Origin of the sequence: Nocardia bovistercoris (assembly GCF_015674855.1) — a bacterium.
Classification (GTDB): domain Bacteria; phylum Actinomycetota; class Actinomycetes; order Mycobacteriales; family Mycobacteriaceae; genus Nocardia; species Nocardia bovistercoris.
Genome location: NZ_JADMLG010000003.1, coordinates 164,206 through 187,823, shown reverse-complemented (window position 1 = coordinate 187,823; position 23,618 = coordinate 164,206). Strand labels below are relative to the sequence as shown.

20 protein-coding genes and 1 riboswitch are annotated in these 23,618 nt (G+C 69.1%); of the genes, 13 read left to right on the top strand and 7 right to left on the bottom strand.

The window, feature by feature from the left end:
* The first annotated feature begins 72 nt into the window (after positions 1-72).
* From IT779_RS08880 to IT779_RS08860, 5 genes are all read left to right on the top strand, one after another.
* Positions 73-723 (top strand): TetR/AcrR family transcriptional regulator, encoded by a 651-nt coding sequence (locus tag IT779_RS08880; RefSeq protein WP_196148737.1) that lies wholly within the window; start codon positions 73-75, stop codon positions 721-723.
* Positions 696-1,616 (top strand): ABC transporter ATP-binding protein, encoded by a 921-nt coding sequence (locus IT779_RS08875; protein WP_196148736.1) that lies wholly within the window; start codon positions 696-698, stop codon positions 1,614-1,616. The genes IT779_RS08880 and IT779_RS08875 overlap by 28 nt, the downstream gene beginning before the upstream one ends.
* Positions 1,613-3,247, top strand: coding sequence for an ABC transporter permease (locus tag IT779_RS08870; RefSeq protein ID WP_196148735.1), 1,635 nt, complete (start codon positions 1,613-1,615; stop codon positions 3,245-3,247). The genes IT779_RS08875 and IT779_RS08870 overlap by 4 nt, the downstream gene beginning before the upstream one ends.
* A 926-nt stretch (positions 3,248-4,173) precedes the next feature.
* A complete protein-coding gene (locus IT779_RS08865) occupies positions 4,174-5,784 on the top strand; it encodes a threonine/serine exporter family protein (RefSeq protein ID WP_232541617.1) in 1,611 nt (536 codons plus the stop codon).
* Positions 5,785-5,916: 132 nt separating this feature from the next.
* A complete protein-coding gene (locus IT779_RS08860; RefSeq protein WP_196148733.1) occupies positions 5,917-6,582 on the top strand; it encodes a biliverdin-producing heme oxygenase in 666 nt (221 codons plus the stop codon).
* Between the two features lie 21 nt (positions 6,583-6,603).
* Here IT779_RS08860 and IT779_RS08855 read toward each other — a convergent pair whose 3' ends face one another.
* The 3 genes from IT779_RS08855 to IT779_RS08845 all read right to left on the bottom strand — a co-directional run bounded on the left by IT779_RS08855 (position 6,604) and on the right by IT779_RS08845 (position 10,734).
* Positions 6,604-7,482 carry a nuclease-related domain-containing protein gene (locus IT779_RS08855; protein ID WP_332838726.1) on the bottom strand — a complete coding sequence of 293 codons (879 nt, stop codon included), beginning with the start codon at positions 7,480-7,482 and terminating at the stop codon, positions 6,604-6,606.
* Between the two features lie 90 nt (positions 7,483-7,572).
* Positions 7,573-8,964 (bottom strand): DUF2252 domain-containing protein, encoded by a 1,392-nt coding sequence (locus tag IT779_RS08850; RefSeq protein ID WP_196148731.1) that lies wholly within the window; start codon positions 8,962-8,964, stop codon positions 7,573-7,575.
* 45 nt (positions 8,965-9,009) lie between these two features.
* Complete coding sequence (locus tag IT779_RS08845; protein ID WP_196148730.1) at positions 9,010-10,734, bottom strand: GMC oxidoreductase; 1,725 nt, start codon at positions 10,732-10,734, stop codon at positions 9,010-9,012.
* Positions 10,735-10,938: 204 nt separating this feature from the next.
* On the opposite strand from IT779_RS08845, the gene IT779_RS08840 reads away from it, so the two are divergent.
* From IT779_RS08840 to gcvP, 7 genes are all read left to right on the top strand, one after another.
* The gene (locus tag IT779_RS08840; RefSeq protein ID WP_198428365.1) at positions 10,939-11,532 is read left to right on the top strand and encodes a CDP-alcohol phosphatidyltransferase family protein; all 594 of its coding nucleotides are present in this window, start codon (positions 10,939-10,941) and stop codon (positions 11,530-11,532) included.
* A 75-nt stretch (positions 11,533-11,607) separates the two neighbouring features.
* Positions 11,608-12,006 (top strand): glycine cleavage system protein GcvH, encoded by a 399-nt coding sequence (gene gcvH / locus IT779_RS08835; RefSeq protein WP_196148728.1) that lies wholly within the window; start codon positions 11,608-11,610, stop codon positions 12,004-12,006.
* A gap of 165 nt (positions 12,007-12,171) precedes the next feature.
* Positions 12,172-12,657 carry a glycogen accumulation regulator GarA gene (gene garA, locus IT779_RS08830; protein ID WP_196148727.1) on the top strand — a complete coding sequence of 162 codons (486 nt, stop codon included), beginning with the start codon at positions 12,172-12,174 and terminating at the stop codon, positions 12,655-12,657.
* Positions 12,658-12,727: 70 nt separating this feature from the next.
* A complete protein-coding gene (gene ftsR / locus IT779_RS08825) occupies positions 12,728-13,528 on the top strand; it encodes a transcriptional regulator FtsR (protein ID WP_196149150.1) in 801 nt (266 codons plus the stop codon).
* A 260-nt stretch (positions 13,529-13,788) separates the two neighbouring features.
* Positions 13,789-14,262 (top strand): bifunctional nuclease family protein, encoded by a 474-nt coding sequence (locus IT779_RS08820; RefSeq protein ID WP_196148726.1) that lies wholly within the window; start codon positions 13,789-13,791, stop codon positions 14,260-14,262.
* Positions 14,263-14,486: 224 nt separating this feature from the next.
* Positions 14,487-15,044 carry a MerR family transcriptional regulator gene (locus IT779_RS08815; protein WP_054813953.1) on the top strand — a complete coding sequence of 186 codons (558 nt, stop codon included), beginning with the start codon at positions 14,487-14,489 and terminating at the stop codon, positions 15,042-15,044.
* A gap of 215 nt (positions 15,045-15,259) precedes the next feature.
* A riboswitch (glycine riboswitch) is annotated at positions 15,260-15,360 on the top strand.
* A gap of 143 nt (positions 15,361-15,503) precedes the next feature.
* Complete coding sequence (gcvP, locus tag IT779_RS08810) at positions 15,504-18,329, top strand: aminomethyl-transferring glycine dehydrogenase (RefSeq protein WP_332838725.1); 2,826 nt, start codon at positions 15,504-15,506, stop codon at positions 18,327-18,329.
* 247 nt (positions 18,330-18,576) lie between these two features.
* On the opposite strand, the gene IT779_RS08805 is transcribed toward gcvP, so the two are convergent.
* The 4 genes from IT779_RS08805 to IT779_RS08790 all read right to left on the bottom strand — a co-directional run bounded on the left by IT779_RS08805 (position 18,577) and on the right by IT779_RS08790 (position 22,722).
* The gene (locus tag IT779_RS08805; protein ID WP_196148724.1) at positions 18,577-20,253 is read right to left on the bottom strand and encodes a VWA domain-containing protein; all 1,677 of its coding nucleotides are present in this window, start codon (positions 20,251-20,253) and stop codon (positions 18,577-18,579) included.
* A gap of 115 nt (positions 20,254-20,368) precedes the next feature.
* Positions 20,369-20,656: a WhiB family transcriptional regulator gene (locus IT779_RS08800; RefSeq protein ID WP_196148723.1), complete on the bottom strand. Its 288-nt coding sequence runs from the start codon at positions 20,654-20,656 to the stop codon at positions 20,369-20,371.
* Between the two features lie 33 nt (positions 20,657-20,689).
* A complete protein-coding gene (locus IT779_RS08795; protein ID WP_196148722.1) occupies positions 20,690-21,235 on the bottom strand; it encodes an HNH endonuclease in 546 nt (181 codons plus the stop codon).
* 353 nt (positions 21,236-21,588) lie between these two features.
* Entirely contained in the window at positions 21,589-22,722 is a 1,134-nt protein-coding gene (locus IT779_RS08790) for an acyl-CoA dehydrogenase family protein (protein ID WP_196148721.1), read from the bottom strand.
* Between the two features lie 91 nt (positions 22,723-22,813).
* Here IT779_RS08790 and IT779_RS08785 point away from each other — a divergent pair, with 91 nt between their 5' ends.
* The gene (locus IT779_RS08785) at positions 22,814-23,527 is read left to right on the top strand and encodes a winged helix-turn-helix transcriptional regulator (protein ID WP_196148720.1); all 714 of its coding nucleotides are present in this window, start codon (positions 22,814-22,816) and stop codon (positions 23,525-23,527) included.
* Positions 23,528-23,618: the final 91 nt, after the last annotated feature.

The following is a 23,618-nucleotide window of genomic DNA, read 5'->3' as shown; positions in this document are numbered from 1 at the left end:
TAAACAAGTGTTTAGCATGTTGAACATGCGTTTAATCGATTCGCGTAGACCGGCCTCGCTCACGTCGCGGTCATGAGCACGGCGGACCTCACGACCACCGCCCGCATCCGCGACGCGGCGATCGACGTTTTCGGCGAAAACGGATTTCAGGTCGGGGTCCGCGCCATCGCCACGGCGGCGGGCGTCTCTCCGGGCTTGGTGAACCATCACTTCGGATCGAAGGAGGGACTGCGGGCCGCCTGTGACGAGCGGGTGCTCGAGATCATCCGGGTGGAGAAATCCAAGGCCATCGACGCGCCGGGGCCGACCGGCATGATCAACGCGCTCGCCGAGATCGAGGTGTACGCGCCGGTGGTCGCCTATATGCTGCGCAGCTTCCAAGCGGGCGGCGCGCTGGCCGAATCGCTGCTCGAGCACATGATCGACGACGCCGAGAAATACACCCAGCACGCCGTGGCGACCGGGCGGATCAAACCCAGCCGCGATCCGGCCGCCCGCGCCCGATACCTGGTGCTCTGCAATGTCGGAGCGATGAACCTCTATATCCAAATGCGTCAACAGCGCGAGGGAAAACTCAACTACCGCAAGGTGATTCGAGATCTCGCCGAGGAGACCACCTTCCCGGCGCTGGAACTCTACACCCAGGGAATGTTGACCGACCCCACAATGCTCGACGCCTTCCTCGAGGAGCGAAAATGGCCGACCGAGCCACCGAACCGGTAATCGAAATCGCCGACCTCCGAAAACGATTCGGCCATGTCGCCGCGTTGGACGGACTCGACCTCGAAGTCGCCGACGGGGAGATCCACGGATTCCTCGGCCCCAACGGCGCCGGGAAGTCCACCACCCTGCGGATACTTCTGGGCATCCTGCGCGCCACCGAAGGACGCGTGCGGATGTTCGGCCGTGACCCGTGGACCGACGCGGTCGCCCTGCACCGCGAAATAGCCTATGTGCCAGGCGATGTCACGCTGTGGCCGTCGCTGTCGGGCGGTGAGACCATCGACCTGCTCGCCCGGATGCGCGGCGGCATCGACACCGCCCGGCGCGCCGAACTGATCGAGCGATTCGACCTCGATCCCCGCAAGAAGGCGCGCACGTACTCGAAGGGCAACCGGCAGAAGGTCGCGCTGGTATCGGCCTTCGCCTCCGACGTGCGCCTGCTGCTGCTCGATGAGCCGACCTCGGGCCTGGATCCGTTGATGGAGCAGGTCTTTCGCGAATGCACCGAGGAGGCGCGCGATCGCGGGACCACGGTGCTGCTGTCCAGCCACATCCTGTCCGAGGTCGAGGCGCTGTGCGACCGGGTCACCATCATCAGGGCGGGGCGCACGGTGGAGAGCGGGTCGCTGTCGGGGATGCGGCACCTGTCGCGTACCGCCATCACCGCCGAATTGCTCGGCGACCCCGGCGATCTCACTCGCATCCCCGGCGTCGGCGACATCCAACGCGATGGCGCGACACTGCGCTGCCAGGTGGACGGCGAACATCTCGGTCAGTTGATCCGGGTGCTCGGCGACACCGGTGTGCGCAGCCTCACCAGCGCGCCGCCGACCCTCGAGGAACTGTTCCTGCGCCACTACCACGTCGAGTCGGGGGAGAAGGTGCGCGCATGAGTACCGCCACCATCGATGATCGCTGGGCCGTGCCGCCTGCGCGGGTGTCCGCCGATTTCGCGGGCACCGGCCAGTTGTTGCGGCTGTACTTGCGTCGCGACCGGATCGTCGCACCGCTGTGGGTGCTCGCCTTCGGGCTGCTCCCGACCTTCTACGTGGCCAGCACCACCGGGGTCTACGACACCCCGGCGAAGCTGGCGGACTACGCGAAGTCCATCACCGACTCGCCCGCGCTGGTCGCCATGTACGGCCCGGTGTTCGGTGTGGAATCCGGCTCGATCGGCCTGTGGAAGGCCGGACCGTTCTACGCGCTGATCGCCATCGCGACCGTGCTCACCGTCATCCGGCACACCAGGGTCGAGGAGGAGACCGGCCGCGCCGAACTCGTCGGCGCGACCAGCATCGGCCGCTATGCCGGACTCACCGCCGTCCTCACCATGACCGGTGTGGGCTGCGCGTTGGTCGCGATCGTGGCCGCCGCCGCTCTCCACGCCGACGGCCTGCCCGCGGCGGGTTCGATCGCCTACGGCCTGACCCTCGGCGGCTCCGGCCTGGCGTGGGCCGCCGTCGCCGCGGTGACCGCGCAGGTGAGCGCGGGTGCGCGGGTCGCGCGCGGTGTCGCCTTCGGCGCACTGGGGGCGGCGTTCGCGGTGCGCGCGGTCGGCGACGCGGGCAACGGCGTGCTGTCCTGGTTCTCGCCGCTGGGCTGGTGTATCAATATGCGGCCCTTCGCCGACGAGCGCTGGTGGGTGCTGATCCCGCTGTACGGGCTGGCCGCCGTCGCGATCGTGGCCGCCTACCTGCTGCTGAACAGGCGCGATATCGGATCCGGGCTGCTCGCCGAGCGTCCGGGGCCTGCCGCCGCCGGGCGCGGACTGTCCGGCGCGAACGGTCTGGCGTGGCGATTGCAGCGTGGTGCGCTACTGGCCTGGTCGATCGGATTCCTGCTCTACGGACTGCTGGTCGGCGGTGCCATCGACAGCGTCGGGCAGATGCTGGAAGACAGTCAGGGCATCGCGGACGCGGTGACCAGGATGGGCGGGTCGGATGTGCTGCAGGACTCGTTCATCACCTTCGCCCTGTCCTTCCTCGCCATCGCCGCGGCCGCGTACTCGATCTCGGCGGTGCTGCGCCTGCACGAGGAGGAGAGCACCGGCCGCGCCGAGACGGTGCTGGCGAGTTCGGTGAGCCGCACCCGCTACGCGGCGGGTCACCTCGCGGTCGCGCTGCTCGGGTCGGCGGTGCTGCTGCTGATCTCCGGCGCCGCCATCGGCCTGGTCTACGGCGCGATGGACGGCGACATCGCCGCCGCGCTCGGCGACAGCCTCGCCGCCGCCCTGGTCCAGGTCCCCGCGGTATGGGTGCTGACCGGCATCGCCACCCTGTTCCACGGAGTGCTGCCGCGCTACGCCCCGGTCGCATGGGGCGTGCTCAGCGCCATGGTGGTCGTCTTCTTCCTCGGCGCGCTCGACGGCCTGCCCCAGTGGCTGGTCGACGCGGTGCCGTTCGTACACCCGCCGAAGTTGCCGGGCGCCCCACTCGAATGGCCGCCGATCCTGTGGCTGCTCGGCGTCGCCGCGGCGCTGCTCGCCGCTGGTGTCGCTGGTTTGCGCCGCCGTGATCTGCGCTGATCTGTCGGTGTCCGTGGCTGTATCGCCGTGATTCGCTTTGGTGCGCCCGCTGATGTTGCCGGGCGCCCCACTCGAATGGCCGCCGATCCTGCGGCTGCTCCTGGTCGCTGCGGTGCTGCTCGCCGTTGGTGTCGTTGGTTTGCGCCGCCGTGATCTGCGCTGATCTGTCGGTGTCCGTGGCTGTATCGCCGTGATTCGCTTTGGTGCGCCCGCTGATGTTGCCGGGCGCCCCACTCGAATGGCCGCCGATCCTGCGGCTGCTCCTGGTCGCTGCGGTGCTGCTCGCCGTTGGTGTCGTTGGTTTGCGCCGCCGTGATCTGCGCTGATCTGTCGGTGTCCGTGGCTGTATCGCCGTGATTCGCTTTGGTGCGCCCGCTGATGTTGCCGGGCGCCCCACTCGAATGGCCGCCGATCCTGCGGCTGCTCGTGGTCGCTGCGGTGCTGCTCGTCGCTGGTGTCGTTGGTTTGCGTCGCTGTGATCCGTGCTGATCCGTTGGTGTCTGTGGCTTGTATCGCCGTGATTCGTTTCGTGCGCCCGTCGAAGCTGCCGGGTGCCGTGTTCGAATGGCGGCCGATTCTGCGGCTGCTCGAGTCGCCGCAGTTCCGCTCGCCGTTGATGTCGCGGGATTACGCCGCCCGTGATCCGGGCTGCGGCGCCGGTCGAGGGGAGAGTTGCGGGTGCGACGCCTTCCTTTGTGAAACAGCCTGTGACACGGACCGTTTCGGCGGCGCGCGCACGGGTATCGCCTCGGGTGCGCATTGTCGCGCAGCCCCACCGCCGCACCGACGACATCCCCCGCGGATGCGTGAGCACGGAAGAGGTGACTACGTTCGCGATCATGGGTCATGACGTACTCTCGATAACCGACGAGAATGTTTCGCGGGCCGACCACGGGAGTCGGCGACGATTCCGGCAGCGCAAGCCCATGCAGGTTCCGGGGGTCACCCAGGCCGTCGGCATGTTGGTCGCCGATCGGCAGGCCACCGCCGACAGCATCGTGGCCGCGCCGACGCCCCTGCAACCCATCGACCTCACCGACGACGCGCGCGTCGCCGAGGTCCTCGATCTCGCCGTCCGGGTCGGCGAGGTCGTGCTCGCGTCGGGAACCGGCGTGATCGACACCACAACCCAGGTCAGATTCATCGCCGCCACCTACGGCCTGGCCCGCTGCGATATCGACGTCACCTACGACGCCATCCGCATCTGGGCCGACCGAGGACCGCGACTACCGCCCGCCAGCACCATGCGCGTCGTGCAGTACCGGTCCATGGACTTCACCCGCCTGGCCGCCGTCGACCGCCTGACCCGGCGCATCCGCACGCAGGTGGTGTCGCCGGAGGACGCGCGCGCCGCGCTCGACGCCGTCGTCGAGGCGCCGCACCCCTACCACCGCTGGACGGCGACCTTCGCCTGGTCGCTGCTCGCCGCCGCCATCGGCGCGCTGCTCGGCGGCGGCTGGCTGGTCGCGGTGGTGAGTTTCGGCGCGACCGCACTCATCGACCGGGTGAACCGGATGCTCAACCGGCACGGTCTGCCGTTCTTCTTCCAGCACATGGCGGGCGGCGTGATCGCGGCCAGTCCGGCGATCGCGCTGTCCACGCTGGCCGGTCCGCTCGGGCTCGAGGTCGATCCGACGCTCATCATCGCGGCCGGGATCACCGTGCTGCTCAGTGGGTTGCAACTGGTCGGCGCGGTGCAGGACGCCATCACCGGCGCGCCGATCACGGCGTCGGCGCGCCTGCTCGAGGTCGTGATGATGACCGGCGGCATCGTCGCGGGCATCGTGCTCGCGCTGCGCTTGGCGCAGGTGGTCGGCGCGACGGTGCCCTCGATCTCGATGACGGCCGGACCCGATATCGCCGACCTGCCGGTGAAGATCGTGTCGGCGGCGGTCGCGGCCGTGGCCTTCTCACTGGCCTGTTACGCGGAGAAACGGGCGCTCGCGGCGGCCGCGCTCGGCGGTGCGGCGGGCCTGATCTGCGACATGCTGGTCCAGTGGGTGGGTTTCGGCCCGGTGGTGTCCTCGGGCGTCGCGGCCACGGTGGTCGGTCTCGGCGGTGGTCTGATGGCCCGGCGCGCCCTGACGCCGCCGCTGGTCGTCGCGGTCGCGGGCATCACGCCGCTGCTGCCGGGCCTGAAGGTGTATCGCGGGCTCTACGCCGTACTCAGCGACGAGGTGCTGCTCGGGTTGAACCAGCTCCTCGCCGCCTTCGGCGTCGGCTGCGCGCTGGCCGCGGGCGTCACCCTCGGCGAATGGTTCGACCGCACCCAGTTGCGCCCGCGCATCCTGCGCCGCTTCGGTTCGCTGCGCAAGCCGATCGTGCGCAAGAGCAAGCGGGTGGTGTCGCTGGTCAAGATCCGGCCGCGCCCCGGCAGCCGCGCCGCGTCGGGCGCTCGACCTGAGTCCAGGAAGCACGACGGTCGCGGCGACCGTGGAAGGGCGGAGCGCGGCGGAGCGGAGCGCGGCAGGTCGGAACGTGACCGGCACGTCGGCGGGCAGCGCGGGGTGCGCTCGAGCGAGGAACGGCGACCGTGAATCGGGCGCGGAGCGGCCGCGGAGCCAACAAACCGACCACTGCGTAACCAGCCGGAAACCGGTATCGTCGGGGCGGCTGGTCAGGCGGGCGAATCGGTGGTCGCCCGCGCGCGATGGTGAGGTGAACGGGACGTGTCGGATACAGCGGTGCCTTTTTCGACGCGGATCCGGTCGGCCACCGAACAACAGCACGCCGAGGCGGAGAACTCCTCGTTCATCACCGATATGCTCGGCGGCGGCCTCGGCATCGCGTCCTATCGGCGGTACACGACGCAGTTGTGGTTCATCTACCGCGCGCTCGAATCACGCTGGGACGCACTCGCGAACGATCCGGTCGCCGCGCCGTTCATCCGTCCGGAACTGGCGAGGACCGCCGCGCTGGAACGCGACCTCGCCCACCTGCTCGGCCCGCGGTGGCGTGCCGATATCGCGGCCCTGCCCGCCACCGCCGCCTACGCCGCGCGCATCGAGGAATGCGCCCGGGACTGGCCTGCGGGCTATATCGCTCACCACTACACCCGCTATCTCGGCGACCTGTCCGGCGGCCAGGTCATCCGAGGCGCCGCCGAGAAACTGTGGGACCTGCCGCGCCGCGGTGACGGGGTGCGGTTCTACGTCTTCGAGGACATCGCCAACCCGGCGGCATTCAAACGCGAATACCGTGCGCTGCTCGACGAATTGACGGTCGACGAACTCGAGCTGCGGCGGGTGCTGGACGAAGGACGGCGTGCCTTCGCCCTGAACACGGCCGTATTCGCCGAACTCGCCGCCGAATTCCCGGCCCGCCGCCCTTCCTGAATCCGCCCGTGTCGAATCCCGTTATCCGGGACCGTAGGTGAGCAGCGCGGTGATCAGGAACCACAGCACCCACGCGAAACCGATGACCATGCCGATCATCAGCGCCACCCGCATGCCGCCGCGCCGCATGCTCACCTCGCCCGCCCGCCGCGGGTACAGCTTCCACGGGCTGTACCAGGGCGCTTCGATGAGCGGCCCCCGCGCCTCCCGTTCGGCCCGCGCCTGCTCTTCGGCGTAGGCCTCGGCCTGCGCCTGCTGCGGTCCGCCGTGCCAGAGCACGACGTTGACCGGACCGAGGAATCCCTCGTCGATCAGATCCTGCGGGGCGGGCAGATACGCCAGGATGTCGAGTTTGCGGAAGGCGACCGCCACGTCGTTCGCCGTCCACAGATGCTTCTCCGACTGGGCGAGCATCTCGAAGTAGTGCCGCAGCCTGCCGGGATCGTTGCCCAGGATGACATCGAAGCTCGGGTCGGTCCACGCCTGCTGGATCTTCACCTCGGTGCCGCGGAACGGCACGATCAGCGCGACGCCGTGCACGGCGCGCTGGCCGAGGCCGTTGGCCGCCAGCCAGTTCTGCAACGCGAAGGTGTGCTCGCGTGACTTGTCCAGCGGCGGACGCTTGTCCTTGCCCTCGAAGGCGGCGGGTTCACCGTCGATGGTCCACGCCCCGTTGAGCGGGACGTCGAGCACACCGCCCTGCGGCGCCCCGATGGTCTCGGCCTCGATCACCACGCAGCTGGTCGGCGTCCACACCACCGCGTCGAAATGATGCAGCGTGTTCTCATAGGACAGACCGCAATTGAGGGTGGCCACCCCGTGCGGACTGCCGGGATCCTTCCACGCGCTCAACCAATCGATCAGCGCCCGTTCGGCATTCGTGCCTGTCGGGTTCTGCACCTGCACGAGCATTCGCGACCGCCCTTCACGTCGTCACTCGACAGAGGACAGGATACGAGCAATCGGGCGCCCCGCGCCCGTGGACACGCGTCACTGCGGTAGTTCGGCCGCCAGCTTCCCGGCCTTCACCGCGGCCGCCAGCTCGGCGTGATCGGCTTCGGTGCGGTCGGCGTAGCGCACCGCGAACGCGGTCACCGCGTCGTCGAACGCCTCGTCGCCGCCGAGATAGGCCGAGGTCAGCCGGGGATCGAGGGAACGCGAATGCGCCCGTGCGAGAAGCGCGCCCGCGAGTCTGCCGTAGTCGTCGAGGTCCTCGGCCTCGAGCGCCGCCGGATCGATGGAACCCTTCAGATTGCGGAACTGGCGCACGATGAACGGCAGTTCCCGTTCGCCGAGGCGCACCGAGGTCCAGCCGAGCAGGATGTCGGTCTCGGCCTGAACGTGTCTGGCGCCCCGCACGATACGTTCGCCCTCGTGCACCGCGGGCTGCGGCGGCAGGTACGGCGCGAGCGCCGAGGGTATGGACTGCTTGAGCTGAAGTACCAGTGCCTCGCCTTCGTTGCCGTGCATCAGCGCGACATAGCTGTGCAGGCCGACGCTGCCGGTGCCGACAATGCGGAACGCGATGTCGGACACCGCGAATCGCGTGATCAGCGGGCGCCGCGATTCACGCAGGGTGTCGACGTAGCCCTCGAGGCCGTCGATCACGGCATCGGCCACCGAATCCGCGACGGCGGTCAGAACCGGTGGGTCGCTGACGAATCGGTGCCGCCGCACGCCGGTCACGTGGTCGTCGATGTGCTCGGTCCACTTGGCGGCCACCTTGGCGCTGGTGTTCTTGCGCGCCTTCTTCGCCGCCTTCTTGAAATCGTCGACCAGATCCTCGGCGGCGGCCAGGCTCAGCACCGACTCGTCCGGCAGCGCCGACCAGGAACTCAGGAAGGGCATGTCGGCGAGTTTCTCGGTGGCGAGCCGGTAGGAGGTGGCGGCGTCGCGTGCGGCGCGCGCGCACGCGTCCTCGTCGACGCCGGATTCGCGACCGGCGAGCACGAGACTCGCGGCCAGCCGCCGCACATCCCACTCCCACGGCCCGACCACGGTCTCGTCGAAGTCGTTGATGTCCATGACGATATCGCCGCTCTGCGTGCCGTACAGGCCGAAATTCGCGGCGTGCGCGTCACCGCAGATCTGCGCGTCGAGCCCGCTCACCGGCGCGTGCGCCAGATCGGCCGCCATCAGTCCGGCGGCGCCGCGATAGAAGGTGAACGGTCCCGACATCATCCGCCCGACCCGCAGCGGCACCAGATGCGCCAGCCGGTCGGCGTGCGCGGCGGCGAGGAATTCCAGCACCCCTGGCCGATCCGGCGCGGTGACCTCGCCCGCGCTAGCCCCGACCGGAACCCGCTCCCGCAACGCCCGCCCGCGCTCCCTGACCGCCTCGGCGGAAACGTAGGTCCGTAGGTCGATACCACTGTCTGACACGCGTCGAGTCTATTTGCCGTGACTGCACCGCGTGCGGCTCGCCCGCTATCCGGAGGCGGGTGTCGGATTCGAGCGGTCCGCGCGCAGGGCGGGATCGACGGGGGTGATGGGCAGCCGCAGCGCGCCGGGCGCGGTGTCCGGGACGGTCGGTCGGCTCGGCGGCACCGGGTCGATGCGGGTGTAGGCGGCGCCGAGCGGCGGGCGCGGGTCGGCCTCGTTCTTGTTGGGCCAGAACGACATCGCGCGTTCGGACTGCGCGGTGATGGTCAGCGACGGATTGACGCCGAGATTGGCGGTGACCGCCGAGCCGTCGGCCACGTGCAGGCCGGGATGGCCGTAGACGCGCTGATACGGGTCGACCACTCCGGTGTCCGGACTGTCGCCGATGACACAGCCGCCGATGTAGTGCGCGGTCGCCGGGATGTCGAACACGTCCATGATCAGCCCGTGAGTGTCGCCGTCGACCTTCGCGCCGAATCGGCGGCCGATGTCGTGGGCCAGCGGGATCCAGCTCGGATTGGGTTCGCCGGTGCCCGCCCTGGTCTTCAGCAGGCCGCGGCGGCTCGGATAGGAGGTCAGCGAGTTGTCCAGCGACTGCATGATCAGCAGGATCACCGACCGCTCCGAGGCCCGCCGCGCGTCGAGGCTGCGCAGGAACACCAGGGGATGCAGCAGTATCGCCAGCAGGAATCGCAGGAAGCGGAACGCGCCGCCGTCCACGATCGGCACCGACATGGGGAACAGCGCGTTCTGTCCCTTCCCGTAGTGGCACACCTCGACGTGGGTGTTCGGCTCGGGATGGATCGATGAGGTGATCGCGATGCCCTCGGCGAAATCGGTGCGGGTGCGACTCACCACATTGAGGATGGCCTCGGAATTGCTCCTCGTCAGTTCGCCGAGGCGCGGGGACAGATTCGGCAACATCGCCTTCTCGCGCATCGCGTGCAGCAGTTTCTGGGTGCCGAGCGCGGCGCCCGCGAAGACCACCTGCTCGGCCGTGACGCTCGCGCGCCCTGGGCGCAGCGGGCGGTCCGAGCGCACCGTGTCGACCGCGTACCCGCCGTCGGGCAGCGGCCGCACCGCGACCGCGGTGGTGAGCGGCAGCACCCGCGCGCCTGCCTGTTCGGCCAGGTACAGGTAGTTGGTCGGGGTGGTGTTCTTGGCGTTGTGCGGGCAGCCGGTGAAACACTGCGCGCAGTGCACGCAGCCGCTGCGGCGCGGACCGGCGCCGCCGAAGTACGGATCGTCCACCTCGACGCCCGGATTCGCCTCGTCGAAGAAGACGCCGACCTCGGTGGCGTGGAAGGTGTCCCCGACGCCGAGATCGTCGGCGATCTCGGCGATGATCCGGTCCGCGGGCGTGCTGCGCGGGTTCGTCGTCACCCCGAGCATGCGTTTGGCCTGGTCGTAGAACGGGGCGAGTTCGGCGCACCAGTCGGTGATGTGCGCCCACTGCCGGTCGGCGTAGAAATCGGGCAGCGGCTCGTAGAGGGTGTTGCCGTAGATCAGCGATCCGCCGCCGACGCCCGCGCCGGAGAACACCGCGCACTTGCCGAGCAGGCTGATGCGCTGGGTTCCGGTGAGCCCGAGGCGTGGCGCCCAGATGGATTTGCGCACATTCCAATTGGTGCGCGGCAGATCCTCCGCGCGCCAGCGCCTGCCCGCCTCGAGGACACCGACCCGGTAGCCCTTCTCGGTCAGGCGCAGCGCGCTCACGCTCCCGCCGAATCCGGAACCGATCACCAGCACGTCGTAGTCGAATACGGGCATGACTTCCTCTCGAGTTCCGTACCCCGCCGGATGAGATGGTTTCATACTCATTCTTTCAGTGGGCTCGATGTGACATAACCCGTCCGGCCTCCGGCGTGCCCGGATGGCGGCGCGCGGGTGCGGTGCGGTATCACGGGGGCTGTGACAAGCGAACCCGGGACGACGGACCCGAGCCGACGATCCGACTCGGACGCCGCGGGCGGTCTGCGCGCGGTCCTCGCCGACCGGATCCTGACCGTCCCGAACGCGCTGAGCGTGATCCGGCTGCTCGGCGTTCCGCTGTTCCTGTGGCTGCTGCTGGTGGAGCACGCCGACGGGTGGGCCTTCGCGCTGCTGATCGCCAGCGGCGTCACCGACTTCCTCGACGGCAAGCTGGCCAGGCTGCTCGATCAGTCCTCGCGCCTGGGCGCGCTGCTCGACCCCTTCGTCGACCGGCTCTACCTGGTCACCACACTGCTCGCCTTCGTGGTGCGCGGGCTCATTCCGTGGTGGGTCGCGCTGATACTGATCGGTCGAGATCTCGTGCTCACCGCGACCCTCGGCGTCTACCGGCGCCGCGAGCTCGACCCGCCCGAGGTGATCTACCTCGGCAAGGCCGCGACCTTCGCGCTCATGTCGGCGCTGCCGTGGTTGCTGGCGGGGCAGATGGATTGGCCGCTCGACGGATTCGGTCGGGCCTTCGGCGGGGCGTTCCTGGTCTGGGGAACCGCGGTCTACGTCTGGACCGGCCTGCTCTACCTGGGGCGAGCCGTCGCGGTGGCGCGCGCGATACCGACTGTGCCACACCGACGCCCGTAGCGGAGACGTCGGGTCGGACCCGCCGGGGAGTCTCGCATAGAGTTGCGGGCAACGTCGATGAGAAAGGACGGCCTCGTGACCCAGATCCCCGAGGACTTGCGCTACACCGAGGAGCACGAATGGGTGCGGCGCATCGGCCCGACGAAGGTCCTCGTCGGCATCACCGACTACGCCCAGTCACAGCTCGGTGACGTCGTGTTCGTCCAACTGCCGGAACTCGACATCGAGGTCGACTCCGGTCAGAGCATCGCCGAGGTGGAATCGACCAAGAGCGTCTCCGACATCTACGCCCCGTTCGCCGCGAAAGTCGTTGCGGTGAACGAGGTATTGAACGATACGCCGGAGACGCTGAACGAGGATCCCTACGGTGACGGCTGGCTGTTCGAGCTCGAGGTCGGCGACGCCGCCGGACTCGAATCCACACTCGCGCAACTGCTGGATGGCGCAGGTTATCAAGGAGTTATCGGGGGCTGAGCAAGCCTTCCCGGTTCTACCTGCACGGGCACGGCCCGGCAGGGTACGGTCAATGCCAACAGACGTCCGGCGGTGGATGCCGGTGTTCGCCTCGACACGTCAGCTCGTGTCGGTGAAGGCATCACCTGCCTGCATGGATAATCAGGTTCGAGGAGGAGAGAAACGGTGAGCGAGAACAAAGACCCGGGTTACCAGGAGACCGCGGCCGAGACGACGTCGGTCTTCCGCGCGGATTTCCTGAACGAGGTCGACGCGTCGCGCTCCGTAGAGCAGACCGGCGAACAGCCGGTCCAAGGGGTCGAGGGCCTGCCTGTCGGCGCGGCCCTCCTGGTCGTCAAGCGCGGGCCGAACGCGGGCTCGCGATTCCTGTTGGATCAGCCGACCACATCCGCGGGGCGCCACCCCGACAGTGACATCTTTCTCGACGACGTCACCGTCAGCCGTCGCCACGCCGAGTTCCGGCAGGACGACGACACCTTCCAGGTGGTCGACGTGGGCAGCTTGAACGGCACCTACGTCAATCGCGAGCCGGTGGACTCCTCGGAGCTGCAGAACGGCGACGAGGTGCAGATCGGGAAGTTCCGTCTGGTCTTCCTCACCGGACCGCGTGCCCAGGTCAGCGAGCCGACGGCGGGTGCGGGCAGCCTATGAGAACGGCGGCGCCGGCGATCATGAAGGATTCGGCGCTGTGACGGGCGCGGCGCAGTGGGCGCGCGGAGGCATGTCGATCGGCTCCGTACTCGACCTGCTGCGCCCCGACTTCCCGGACGTCACCATCTCCAAGATCAGGTTCCTCGAGGCCGAAGGTCTGATCCGCCCGGAGCGCACACCCTCCGGATACCGCAGATTCTCCGTCGCCGACTGCGAGCGGCTCCGTTTCGTGCTCACCGCGCAGCGGGACCAGTACCTCCCGCTGAAGGTCATCAAGGAGCAGCTCGAGGCGATCGACAGCGGCGCGGCGACGCTCGGGGTGCGCGAGGCGCGCGCCCGCGCGGTGTCCGGCAGGCGTGTCGACGCTGCGCCCTCGGTCGAGTCCGGCGCGTCCGCCGAACCGGCGGGGCGTCCCGCTCGGGTTGCGGGCGCGGCAGCGCCACGTAGGCTCGGAGTCGTGCCCGGTGAGATCTCACCCGACGAACTGCGGTTCGATCACGAAATCCGGCTCACCCGTGCGGATCTGCTCCAGCAGGCCGAGATCGACGAGAAGTTCCTCAACGATCTGATCCGGGCGAATCTGATCACGCCGGGTGCGGCGGGCTTCTTCGACGCGGAATCGGTCACCCTGGCCAGAACCGCAAGGGCGATGGCCGAATTCGGTCTGGAGGCGCGGCATCTGCGCGCGTTCAAGCTGGCCGCGGACCGGGAGGCGGCGCTGGTCGCCCAGATCGCGGCGCCGATCGCCAAGAGCCGCGACGCGGACGCGCGGGCGCGGGCGGAGGAGACGGTGCGCGAGTTGGCGGCGCTGTCGCTCACCCTGCACACCTGCCTGGTCAAGGCTTCGGTGCGCAGTTCGCTCGGCAGCTGAGGCGTCGCGCGGTCCGCTGTCACCTTCACGCGGGATTCCACCGATACATCACGCGGGATTCCGCTGAAAGATCACGCGGGATTCCGCTGAAACATCACGCGGGATTCAGCTGAAACATCACGCGGGATTCCGCGGCGACAACACACAGGTTTCGGCTGCGCGCACCGATCGCAGCACCCCCGCCGGTTCGCTTAGACTCGTGTTACGGCGAGCTCCGCAGCGGTCATGCCGGGCGGCCGGCGAGTATGGGAGGCAGTGCGATGAGTGAGATGCGCGTGATCGGCATTCGAGTCGAGCAGCCGCAGAATCAGCCCGTGCTCTTGCTGCGCGAAGTGTCAGGAGACCGGTACCTGCCGATATGGATCGGGCAGGCGGAGGCCACGGCGATCGTGCTCGAGCAGGAGGGGGTGACCCCGATCCGCCCGTTGACCCACGATCTGATCAAGATCCTGATCGCCGAACTCGGGCACACCCTGAAGGAGGTCCGCATCGTCGATCTCCAGGAGGGCACCTTCTACGCGGATCTGGTGTTCGACAACGAACTGACGATCTCGGCCAGGCCCTCGGATTCGGTGGCCATCGCGCTGCGCGTCGGGTGCCCGATCTACGCCGAGGAGGCCGTTCTCGACGAGGCGGGCCTGGTGATGCCGGACGAGCGCGAGGACGAGGTGGAGAAGTTCAAGGAGTTCCTCGAGTCCGTTTCGCCCGACGATTTCAAGGCCACCGATAGCTGACAGCTATCTCAGGTTTCTCGCCCTGAACTATAGGTCGAGACTTTTACCGCGCGTCGCGTTTGGATCGATGCCGCTGCTCACCGGAGAATCAAGGGAGTAACCTCGATAGTTGGGCCGGGCGCACACGGCGGCGGAAACGCCACCCGCGGTGAACGGTCGTCACGGAGCCGGGTCATCGCGCACGGTCGCGAACGACAGGCGTCGGCGAAGCAAGGGAGTGGTCAGTGGCAGAGCAATCGCAGGATGTGGTACAGCCTGGCCTGTTCCCGGATGATTCGGTGCCCGACGATCTAGTGGGCTATCGCGTCCCCAGCGCATGTCAGGTGGCCGGGATCACCTACCGCCAACTCGACTACTGGGCGCGCACCGGACTGGTCGTGCCGTCCATTCGCGGGGCGGCGGGCTCGGGAAGTCAGCGGCTGTACTCGTTCAAGGACATCCTGGTCCTCAAGATCGTCAAACGCCTGCTCGACGCGGGAATCTCGTTGCAGAACATCAGGATCGCCGTCGACCATCTGCGCAGTCGCGGCGTCCAGGATCTCGCCGGGATCACGCTGTTCTCCGACGGCACCTCGGTCTACGAGTGCGCCTCGCCCGAGGAGGTCGTCGATTTACTGCAAGGCGGCCAAGGCGTCTTCGGCATCGCGGTCAGCGGCGCCATGCGTGAGCTGACGGGCGCGATCGCCAACTTCCCCGCCGAGCGGGCCTCCGCCGCCACCGAGCGCCCCGAGGACGAACTCGCCTACCGCCGCAAGGCGCGGATGAACGCCAAGACCGGTTGAGTTAGCTGGGTTTATCGGCGGCGACTTCGTCGGCCGCGAACCGTCGCTCGTCGGGCTCGCTCCCTTGTGGTGGGGTGGGCTTGAAGGTGATGGTTTTTGTTTGCCTGTCTGTGGTTTTTGTCGTGCCGCCATGTGGGGTGTGCCGGTGAGTGATGAGCGCTACATGGGCTTGATGACATGGTTGGTTGGGTGTTCGGCATAAACTGACGGTGCGTCGCCGCCGTGCGGGAGAGTTCCGGTCTCGAAACGAGTCCGGGCGCCGAAGGAGCAGCACCTCCCCGTCAATCTCTCAGGCAACCGGGACCGTACGGGCTTCGACGTCTCTGGAAAGCGGTGGCCGCGGGCCGCCCGCCCATGGGGAAAGGGATGACGCGTCCCGAATCTCTCAGGCTCCACGACAGAGGGGGAGGGCCGCTACCGTCGACCGCGCCGGTCGACCCGCCCGACCTTGGAGCTGCCGTGACCCGATCCTTCGCCGACCGCCACATCGGACCGGACCGCGAGGAACTCGCCCGCATACTGCCCGTCGTCGGCGTGGGATCGCTGCGCGAACTGGCCGAGGCCGCGCTGCCGACGAGCATCCTCGACGATTCCGACGCTGCCCTCGCCGGATTGCCGCCCGCGGCGACCGAACACGAGGTGCTGGCCGAACTGGCCGCCATCGCGAACGCGAACACCGTGGCCACGTCCATGATCGGCCTCGGCTACTACGACACCCTCACCCCGCCGGTGCTGGTGCGCAACCTGCTCGAGAATCCGGCCTGGTACACCGCCTACACCCCGTACCAGCCCGAGATCAGTCAGGGGCGGCTGGAGGCGCTGCTCAACTTCCAGACCATGGTGTCGGATCTGACCGGCATGGAGGTCGCCAACGCGTCCATGCTCGACGAGGCGACGGCGGCGGCCGAGGCGATGACGCTGCTGCGTCGCGCGGGCCGCTCGCGCTCGTCGCGCCTGCTGGTCGACGCCGACCTGTTCCCGCAGACCAGGACGGTGCTGAACACGCGCGCCGAACCGCTCGGCATCGAGATCGTGACGGCGGATCTGGCCGGGGGCGAGCTGCCCGACGGTGACTTCTTCGGCGTGCTGGTCCAGACCCCGGGCGCCTCCGGTCGCATCGTGGACTGGACCGGGGTGATCGCGGCGGCCCACGAGCGCGGCGCACCGGTGGCAGTGGGCGCCGACCTGCTCGCGGCGACTCTGCTGAGCACGCCCGGTGAACAGGGCGCCGACGTCTGCTTCGGCACCACCCAGCGCTTCGGGGTGCCGCTCGGCTTCGGCGGTCCGCACGCGGGGTATCTCGCGGTGCGGCAGGCCTACGCGCGTCAGCTGCCGGGGCGACTGGTCGGCGTCTCGGTGGACGCCGACGGAAATACCGCCTACCGGCTGGCGTTGCAGACCCGCGAACAGCACATCCGCCGGGAGAAGGCCACCTCCAACATCTGCACCGCGCAGGTGCTGCTTGCCATCGTCGCCGCCATGTACGCGAGTTATCACGGCGCCGACGGTCTGCGTGATATCGCGCGGCGAGTGCACGGGCACGCGGCGGCGATCGCGGCCGGGCTCGACGGCGCCGTCGTGCACCGCGCCTTCTTCGACACGGTGCTCGCGCACGTGCCCGGCGGTGCGGAAGCCGTTGTGGCGAAGGCGAAGTCGCGCGGAATCAACCTGCGGCTGGTGGACGCCGACCACGTCGGCATCGCCTGCGACGAGGCGACCACCGGCGAGCACGTCGCCGCCGTGGTCGAATCCTTCGGCACCGCAAGCTCGGTCGAGGCCGCCGCTGTCGGGGACGACAATGGTTCGGCGGCAATCGAAACCAGGACCTCGGAGTTCCTCACCCATCCGGCGTTCACCGCGTACCACACCGAGACCGCCATGCTCCGGTACCTGCGCCGCCTCGCGGACAAGGATATCGCCTTGGACCGCAGCATGATTCCGCTCGGCTCGTGCACCATGAAGCTGAACGCCACCGCCGAGATGGAGCCGATCACCTGGCCCGGCTTCGCGCGCATGCACCCCTACGCGCCGGTCGAGGACTCGCCCGGACTGCGGAAAGTGGTTGCGGACCTGGAGAACTGGCTGTGTGAGATCACCGGATACGACGCGGTCAGCCTACAGCCGAACGCGGGCAGTCAGGGCGAGTACGCGGGCCTGCTCGCCATCCGCCGCTACCACCTCGACCGCGGCGACGCCCACCGCGACACCTGCCTGATCCCGTCGAGCGCGCACGGCACCAACGCGGCATCGGCCGCCATGGTCGGCATGCGGGTCGAGGTGGTGCGCTGCCGCGACAACGGCGACGTGGATCTCGACGACCTGCGCGCCAAGATCGCCGACCACGCCGAGCGCCTGGCCTGCATCATGATCACCTACCCGTCCACGCACGGCGTCTACGAACACGAGGTCGCCGAACTGTGCGCGCTGGTGCACGAGGCGGGCGGGCAGGTCTACGTGGACGGCGCGAACCTGAACGCGCTGGTCGGGCTGGCGCGGCCGGGGCATTTCGGCGGTGACGTCAGCCACCTGAACCTGCACAAGACCTTCTGCATCCCGCACGGCGGCGGCGGACCCGGCGTCGGCCCGGTGGCGGTGCGCGCCCATCTGAGCCGCTACCTGCCCGGCGACCCGCTCGCGGCGGATTCGCACGCGGTGTCGGCGGCCGCCTACGGTTCGGCGTCCATCCTGCCGATCACCTGGGCCTACATCCGGATGATGGGCGCCGACGGCCTGCGCCGCGCGACGCTGACCGCGATCGCCTCGGCCAACTACCTCGCGCGCCGTCTGGACGAGTACTTCCCTGTCCTCTACACCGGCGACAACGGCATGGTCGCCCACGAATGCATCCTCGACCTGCGCGAGATCACCAAACGCACCGGCGTCACCGTCGACGATGTCGCCAAGCGGCTCGCCGACTACGGATTCCACGCCCCCACCATGAGTTTCCCGGTGGCGGGCACGCTGATGGTCGAGCCGACCGAGAGCGAGAATCTCGCGGAACTCGACGACTTCGTCGAGGCCATGATCGCCATCCGCGCCGAGATCGACCGCGTCGGCGCGGGCGAGTGGCCGGTGGAGGACAACCCGCTGCGCGGCGCCCCGCACACCGCGGCCTGTCTGGTGGGGGAGTGGGAGCACCCCTACGGCCGGGAGATCGCCGTCTACCCGCGCGGGATCGCGCACGCGCGGGCGAAGGTGTGGCCGCCGGTGCGGCGCATCGACGGCGCCTACGGCGACCGGAACCTGGTGTGCTCGTGCCCGCCGCTCGAGGCTTACGCCGACTGAGTGCGTACTTTCGTGCGGGGCGCTACATCCGGCTGACGATCTGTTGTGCGGCCGATCGACATGTGCCCGATCTCGGCCCGGATCCGAGGTCGGGGCGCCTTGTGCCCTCAGCTGTGGCCGCTACAGGTGGCGAATGTGCCCGACGAACAGGTAGCGGGCCACCAACCGGCTCTCATCGGTCACAGGGCGTTCCCGAGCACGGCGTGATCGGGGGTGCGGCGTGATCGGGGTGCGGCGTGGCGCTGGATCACGGCGTGGTGAGCGCCTGCACCATGGCCTGCGCGAAGGCCAGGTTGTCGGTGCCGTCGACCTTGGTGTAGGTGCCGCCGGTCTGCTTCGCGAGGTCCTGGAGGGTCTGGGTACCCGCGCCGCTGAGCACGACCACGTCGACGCGCACCGGGCGGGCCTTGTCGGTGGCGGCGGCGATGTCGGCGAGCAATTTCGCGCCGGTGACCGTCGAGTCGTCGTCGGGGCCGTCGGTGACGAGCAGGATCGAATTCGTGCGGCTCTCGGCGTAGTCCGATGCCGCGGCCTTGTAGGCGGCGACCAGGGTGGGGTATGCCTGGTCGGTCTTGGTTTCGGTGGCGCGCACCGTGCCGAGCGCGGTCTGCACGGCGGTGCGCTGGTTGTCGGTGAGCGGCGCGGTCGCGGCGAGTACCTTGTACGGTTTCGTGCCGTCGAGGTTCTTGCCGAAGGTCCACACGCCGAGTCCGAATTCCGGCGGCATCACGTTCATGGTCGAGCGCAGGGCGCCGAGGCTGTTGGACAACCGGGTGCCCGAGCCGTCGGTGGTCGACATGGACGCGGACACGTCGAGCAGGACCGTGGACTGCACGCCGAGCACCGGGTGCGCGAGCGTGCCCGCGATCTTCACCAGCGCGTCGCGTGCCGCGCCGGGCGCGGCGGCGGGCGCGGCGGGGGCGAATCCGGCGCGCGCGAAGACGGCGGCGCTCTCGGGCGTGCGCAGGTAGTCGGCGAAGACGCCCGCGATGAGGTTCTGGGTCTGGTCGACCCATGGGCCGGACATGGTGGCCGCCGGGTGGTCGGCGATCGGGGTCGAGCCTGTCGGGCGGTAGGCGACCACGCCCATGTGCGCGTTCAGTTGCTGTTCAGTAGCGGCGACCGCATGTATGGTCGCGCCCGCAGGTTGCGGTGCGGTCGCGATGGTGTCGAGCGCGGCGCCTGCGCTCTCGACGTCCGGCGCTGCGGCGGCGAGTCCCGACACGGCGGCGATCACCTGGCCCGAACCTGCGGCCTGAGCGGTCAGCGGGTCGGCGCCCGAGAGCGTCGCCCCGACCGCGGTGGCCGCCGCCAGCGTCGAGTCGTCGGCGGGCACGGCCATGCGCAGCCCGCCCCAGCCGGACAGACCGAGTTCGTTCAGCGACCCCTGTTGCAGGCCGGGCAGATCGCTCCAGCTGGTCTGCGCCGCTTCCAATGCCTTGCGCAGTGGCTCGGCGACGCCGAGGACGACGGGGCTGGTGGCGACGGAGGCGGGCTCGCCTTCGATGAGGCCAGGCACCCGCGCGGCCTCGATGGCGCGCGACGAGGCCGGGATCCATAGCGCGGGCTGCGGGCCGAGGGTGCTGTCCCACGCTCCGCCGGTAGCGAAGCCCGCGACCATCGCGTTCGACGCTTTCGCGGTGACGGTCACCTTCGCGCAGTGGTCGCGCACGCTCGGCGCGCTCGCGTTGTACCGGTCGGCGATCTCGCGGGTCGCGGCCTCGATATCGGGGTCGACGGTTACATACAGCGTCGAATCGCCCTCGACGCACTTCGAGGCCGCCGCGTTGTCCCGCACGGAGGCGCGGTCGGAGAACTGGAACCACGCGAATACTCCCGCCGCCAGCAGGACGAGTACCACCACAGCGATAACCGGCCCTTTGCTGACGCCTCGGGATCTGGCTCCGCTGCGATGTGTGCCCACGACGGCAAGTGTATGGTCACCCCGGATTCGCCCGCGCGCCGAGGTCGAGGTGCGAACATGTCGCCCATCGACCCTGGCGCGGCGCGCCCGTAGACCCCGCCGCGGCGGGTCCCCCTCACTCGCGGATCAGTCGTCCCCGGTCGAATTCGTGCCCGCCCCAGACTCCCGACTGCCCGGTGCCGGAAGCGAATTCGCCGCAGGCGGTGCGGATGGGGCAGCCCGCGCAGATCTGTCGCGCGTAGTCGAAATCCTGTGACGGGTACGGGAACCAGGCTTCGTGGTTCGGGTCGCCTCGGCAGGCGGCCCGATGCCACCCGTTGCTGTCCGACAGCGGAAGCAACTCGACGAGTGTCGGCTCGGCGTCGGCCAGTTCGGTGCGGGACAGTTCGGCATCGACGGTCATGGATAACTCCTCTCGCGGTATCGGTCGCGCATGTCAGGTCGTGGCCAGCTGTCGCCAGATCCGGCGCTGCCGCTTGGCCATCGGGTCGGGGGCCTTGGGCTGCCAGAGCAGGCGCATGCCCGCCTCCTCCGGCGTGCGGTCGGCCTTGGCGGTATTGCACGGGGCGCAGCAAGCGATGAGGTTGCCCCAGGTGTTGGGCCCGCCGCGGCTGCGGGGACGGATGTGGTCGACGGTGCGCGCCCAGCTCGCGCAGTACCCGCACCGGTGCTTGTCGCGGCGCAGCACACCCGTCAGCGTCGCCCGGCTCTCCTCGTGCACCGGATTCACGTGCTCGACGAAGACGTAGCGCAGCAGCCGGATGGTCTCGGGCAGCGCGATCTCGAGCTGCTTGGACCGGATCGGGAAATACGGCTCGCGGTCGGCGACCGATTCGGCGACGCCGCTGGTCAGCAGCACGACGGCCCGGTCGGCGCCGATCTCGTCGAGCGCCTCGTAGGAGGCGTTCAACACCAGCACGCTCGTGTGTATCCAATTGTCCGAGGTGGGCGCCACCCGATCGGTGGCATGACGAGACAGCATGGGGCTCACCATGTTTCGTGGAAGAGGACGGGAGTGCGGAGGCGGGTCAGCGACCGGCGACGAGGCGACCGGCTTCGGCGCCGGTATCGACCACGGCCGTCGAGACGATTGCCGTCTGGCTCGGGTAGGTCCGCATCGGATTGCGCGAATGCACGTGTCACCTCCTCCGTCGAGTGCTCTCGGATCTCCCGCCGATCGGGTGATCACCGTCGAATGACATGGTGGCACACCGACACTGCCGTTGTCGGCCCATTTATTTCCGGCGCTCCTGCCCGCGGCGATGTTTTCGGACAGAAATGGTTCGGTCGAGTCGGAACAGTCCGACTCGACCGGGGAACGCGGATCGGGTGGTGTCAGGCCAGGGGGCCGTAACCGAGCGCGACGCGTCCGCTGAACAGGATCTGCTTGGCGCGCGGCAGCGGGTGGAACAGGCTGCCGTGCACGTCGCGGTAGCGCATCTCGAGTTCGCAGGTGCGCGAATACCCGAGTCCGCCAACGGTTTCGATGGCGAGGCGGACGGCGTCGATGAGGTTCTGCGCCGCCACGGTCTTGCGGCTGAGCGTGCGTGCGGCGTACTCGTCGGTGTTGGCGAAGTTCAGGTCGTCCGAACCGCGGAACATGGCCTCGACCAGGTCATCGGCCGTGGTGTGCGCATTGCCCATCTCACCGACGAGCTGGAACAGGTGCGCGTCGGTGCGGCCCGCGACCAGGGCGGTGGCCAGCCCGACCGCCTCGTCGGCGATGCCGAGGTAGGCCGCCATCACCAGCGGCATGGCCGCGCCGATCACGACGTTCAGCAGCGGCGGCCACAGGTCGGCGGGCCGGGCCAGCGAGACCGCCGCCTCCGGGACGAACACGTCGTCGAGCACCACCGTGTGCGAGCCACTGGCCCGCAATCCCAGTGTGTCCCAAGTCTTCTCGATGCGAACGCCGGGGGCCGACATCGGCACGGCGCAGTGCAGCACCTGCGGTCCGCCGGGTGCCTCGTCCCAACGGATGCTGGTGACAAGCACATTGCCGATCTCGCAGCCGCTGGCCGGTGACTTGCGCGCGTGCACCCGGTAACCGCCATCGACCTGTTCGGCGCGGCCGCTCGAGGTCACCCAGTCCGAGGCGCCGGTGCTGACCAGGATCGCCCCGCCGACCACCTTCTCGAACACCCCGCGCGCGTCGGCGCCGTGCTTGTGCCGCCACACCTGGGTGGCGACCAGGTGGGTGTGCATGGCGAAGGCGACGGCGGTGGACGGGTCGTGCTTGCCGAGTTCGCGCAGCACCTCGCCCATCTCCCGGTGGCTCGCACCGCCGCCGCCGAATTCGGCGGGCACGATGGCCGCGGACAGGCCGCTCGCGCGCAACCGGTCGAAGGCGGCGGCATCGATCTCGCCGGTGCGGTCGCGTTCGGCGACGCTCGCGCGCAGGCTCTCGCCGATGCGGCGGGCCTCGCCGACGCGGTCGATGGTGGTTTCGGTGATCGAGGTAGTGGTCATGTTTCGAAGCTACGAACGGCAGCGATAACCGGATAGTCCAGAAAGTGGACCGACCCGGTTCGAGAAGTGGACCCCGCCCCCGGAGGTGATCGTGTCGGAGACGACTCAGAGCTACGGCCAGTACTGCCCCATCTCGCGCGCGCTCGACGTGCTCGGCGACCGCTGGTCGCTGCTCATCCTGCGCGACCTGTTCGTCGGCACCACCCGGTTCAACGATCTGGCGCGCGGCCTGCCAGGACTCTCGCGCAGCCTGCTCACCAAACGGCTGCGCCACTTCGAGCGCGCGGGCCTGGTGGAGAAGATCTACGGCGACTACCTGCTCACCGACGCGGGCCGCGACCTGGAGACCATCCTGTTCGGCCTCGGCGCGTGGGGCGCGCGCTGGACCTTCGGCGAACCCGATCCCGAGGAACTGGACGCCGACCTGCTGGTCTGGTGGATGCACACCCGCCTGGACACCTCCTCCTTCCCCGGCCGCCGCCAGGTGCTCGCGGTCCGCTTCACCGACGACATCCGCCGCTACTGGATCGTGATCGAATCCGGCGATAGCTCGGTGTGCACCACCGATCCCGGCTATCCGGTCGACGTCACCATCACCGCCGATGTCGCATCGCTCTACCAGGTCTGGCTGGGCCGCGTCCCGCTCGCCCACGCCCAGCGCACCGGTCGGGTGGGTTTCGCGGGCCTGCCCGCGCTGACCCGCCGGATGTCGTCGGTGCTGCGGCTGAGTCCGGTCGCGGCGTTGACCGAGGTGGCCACAGTGACCGAGGTGGCCGTCGAGGAACCGGAGCGGATCAGCGCGTAGTCGCCGTGCCGCTCGATCGCGGTTCCGCGACGCGCCGCACGCGGTAGTGACCTCGCTCGTTCCGTGCGCGGCGGGCTTGTCGCTCGTTCTA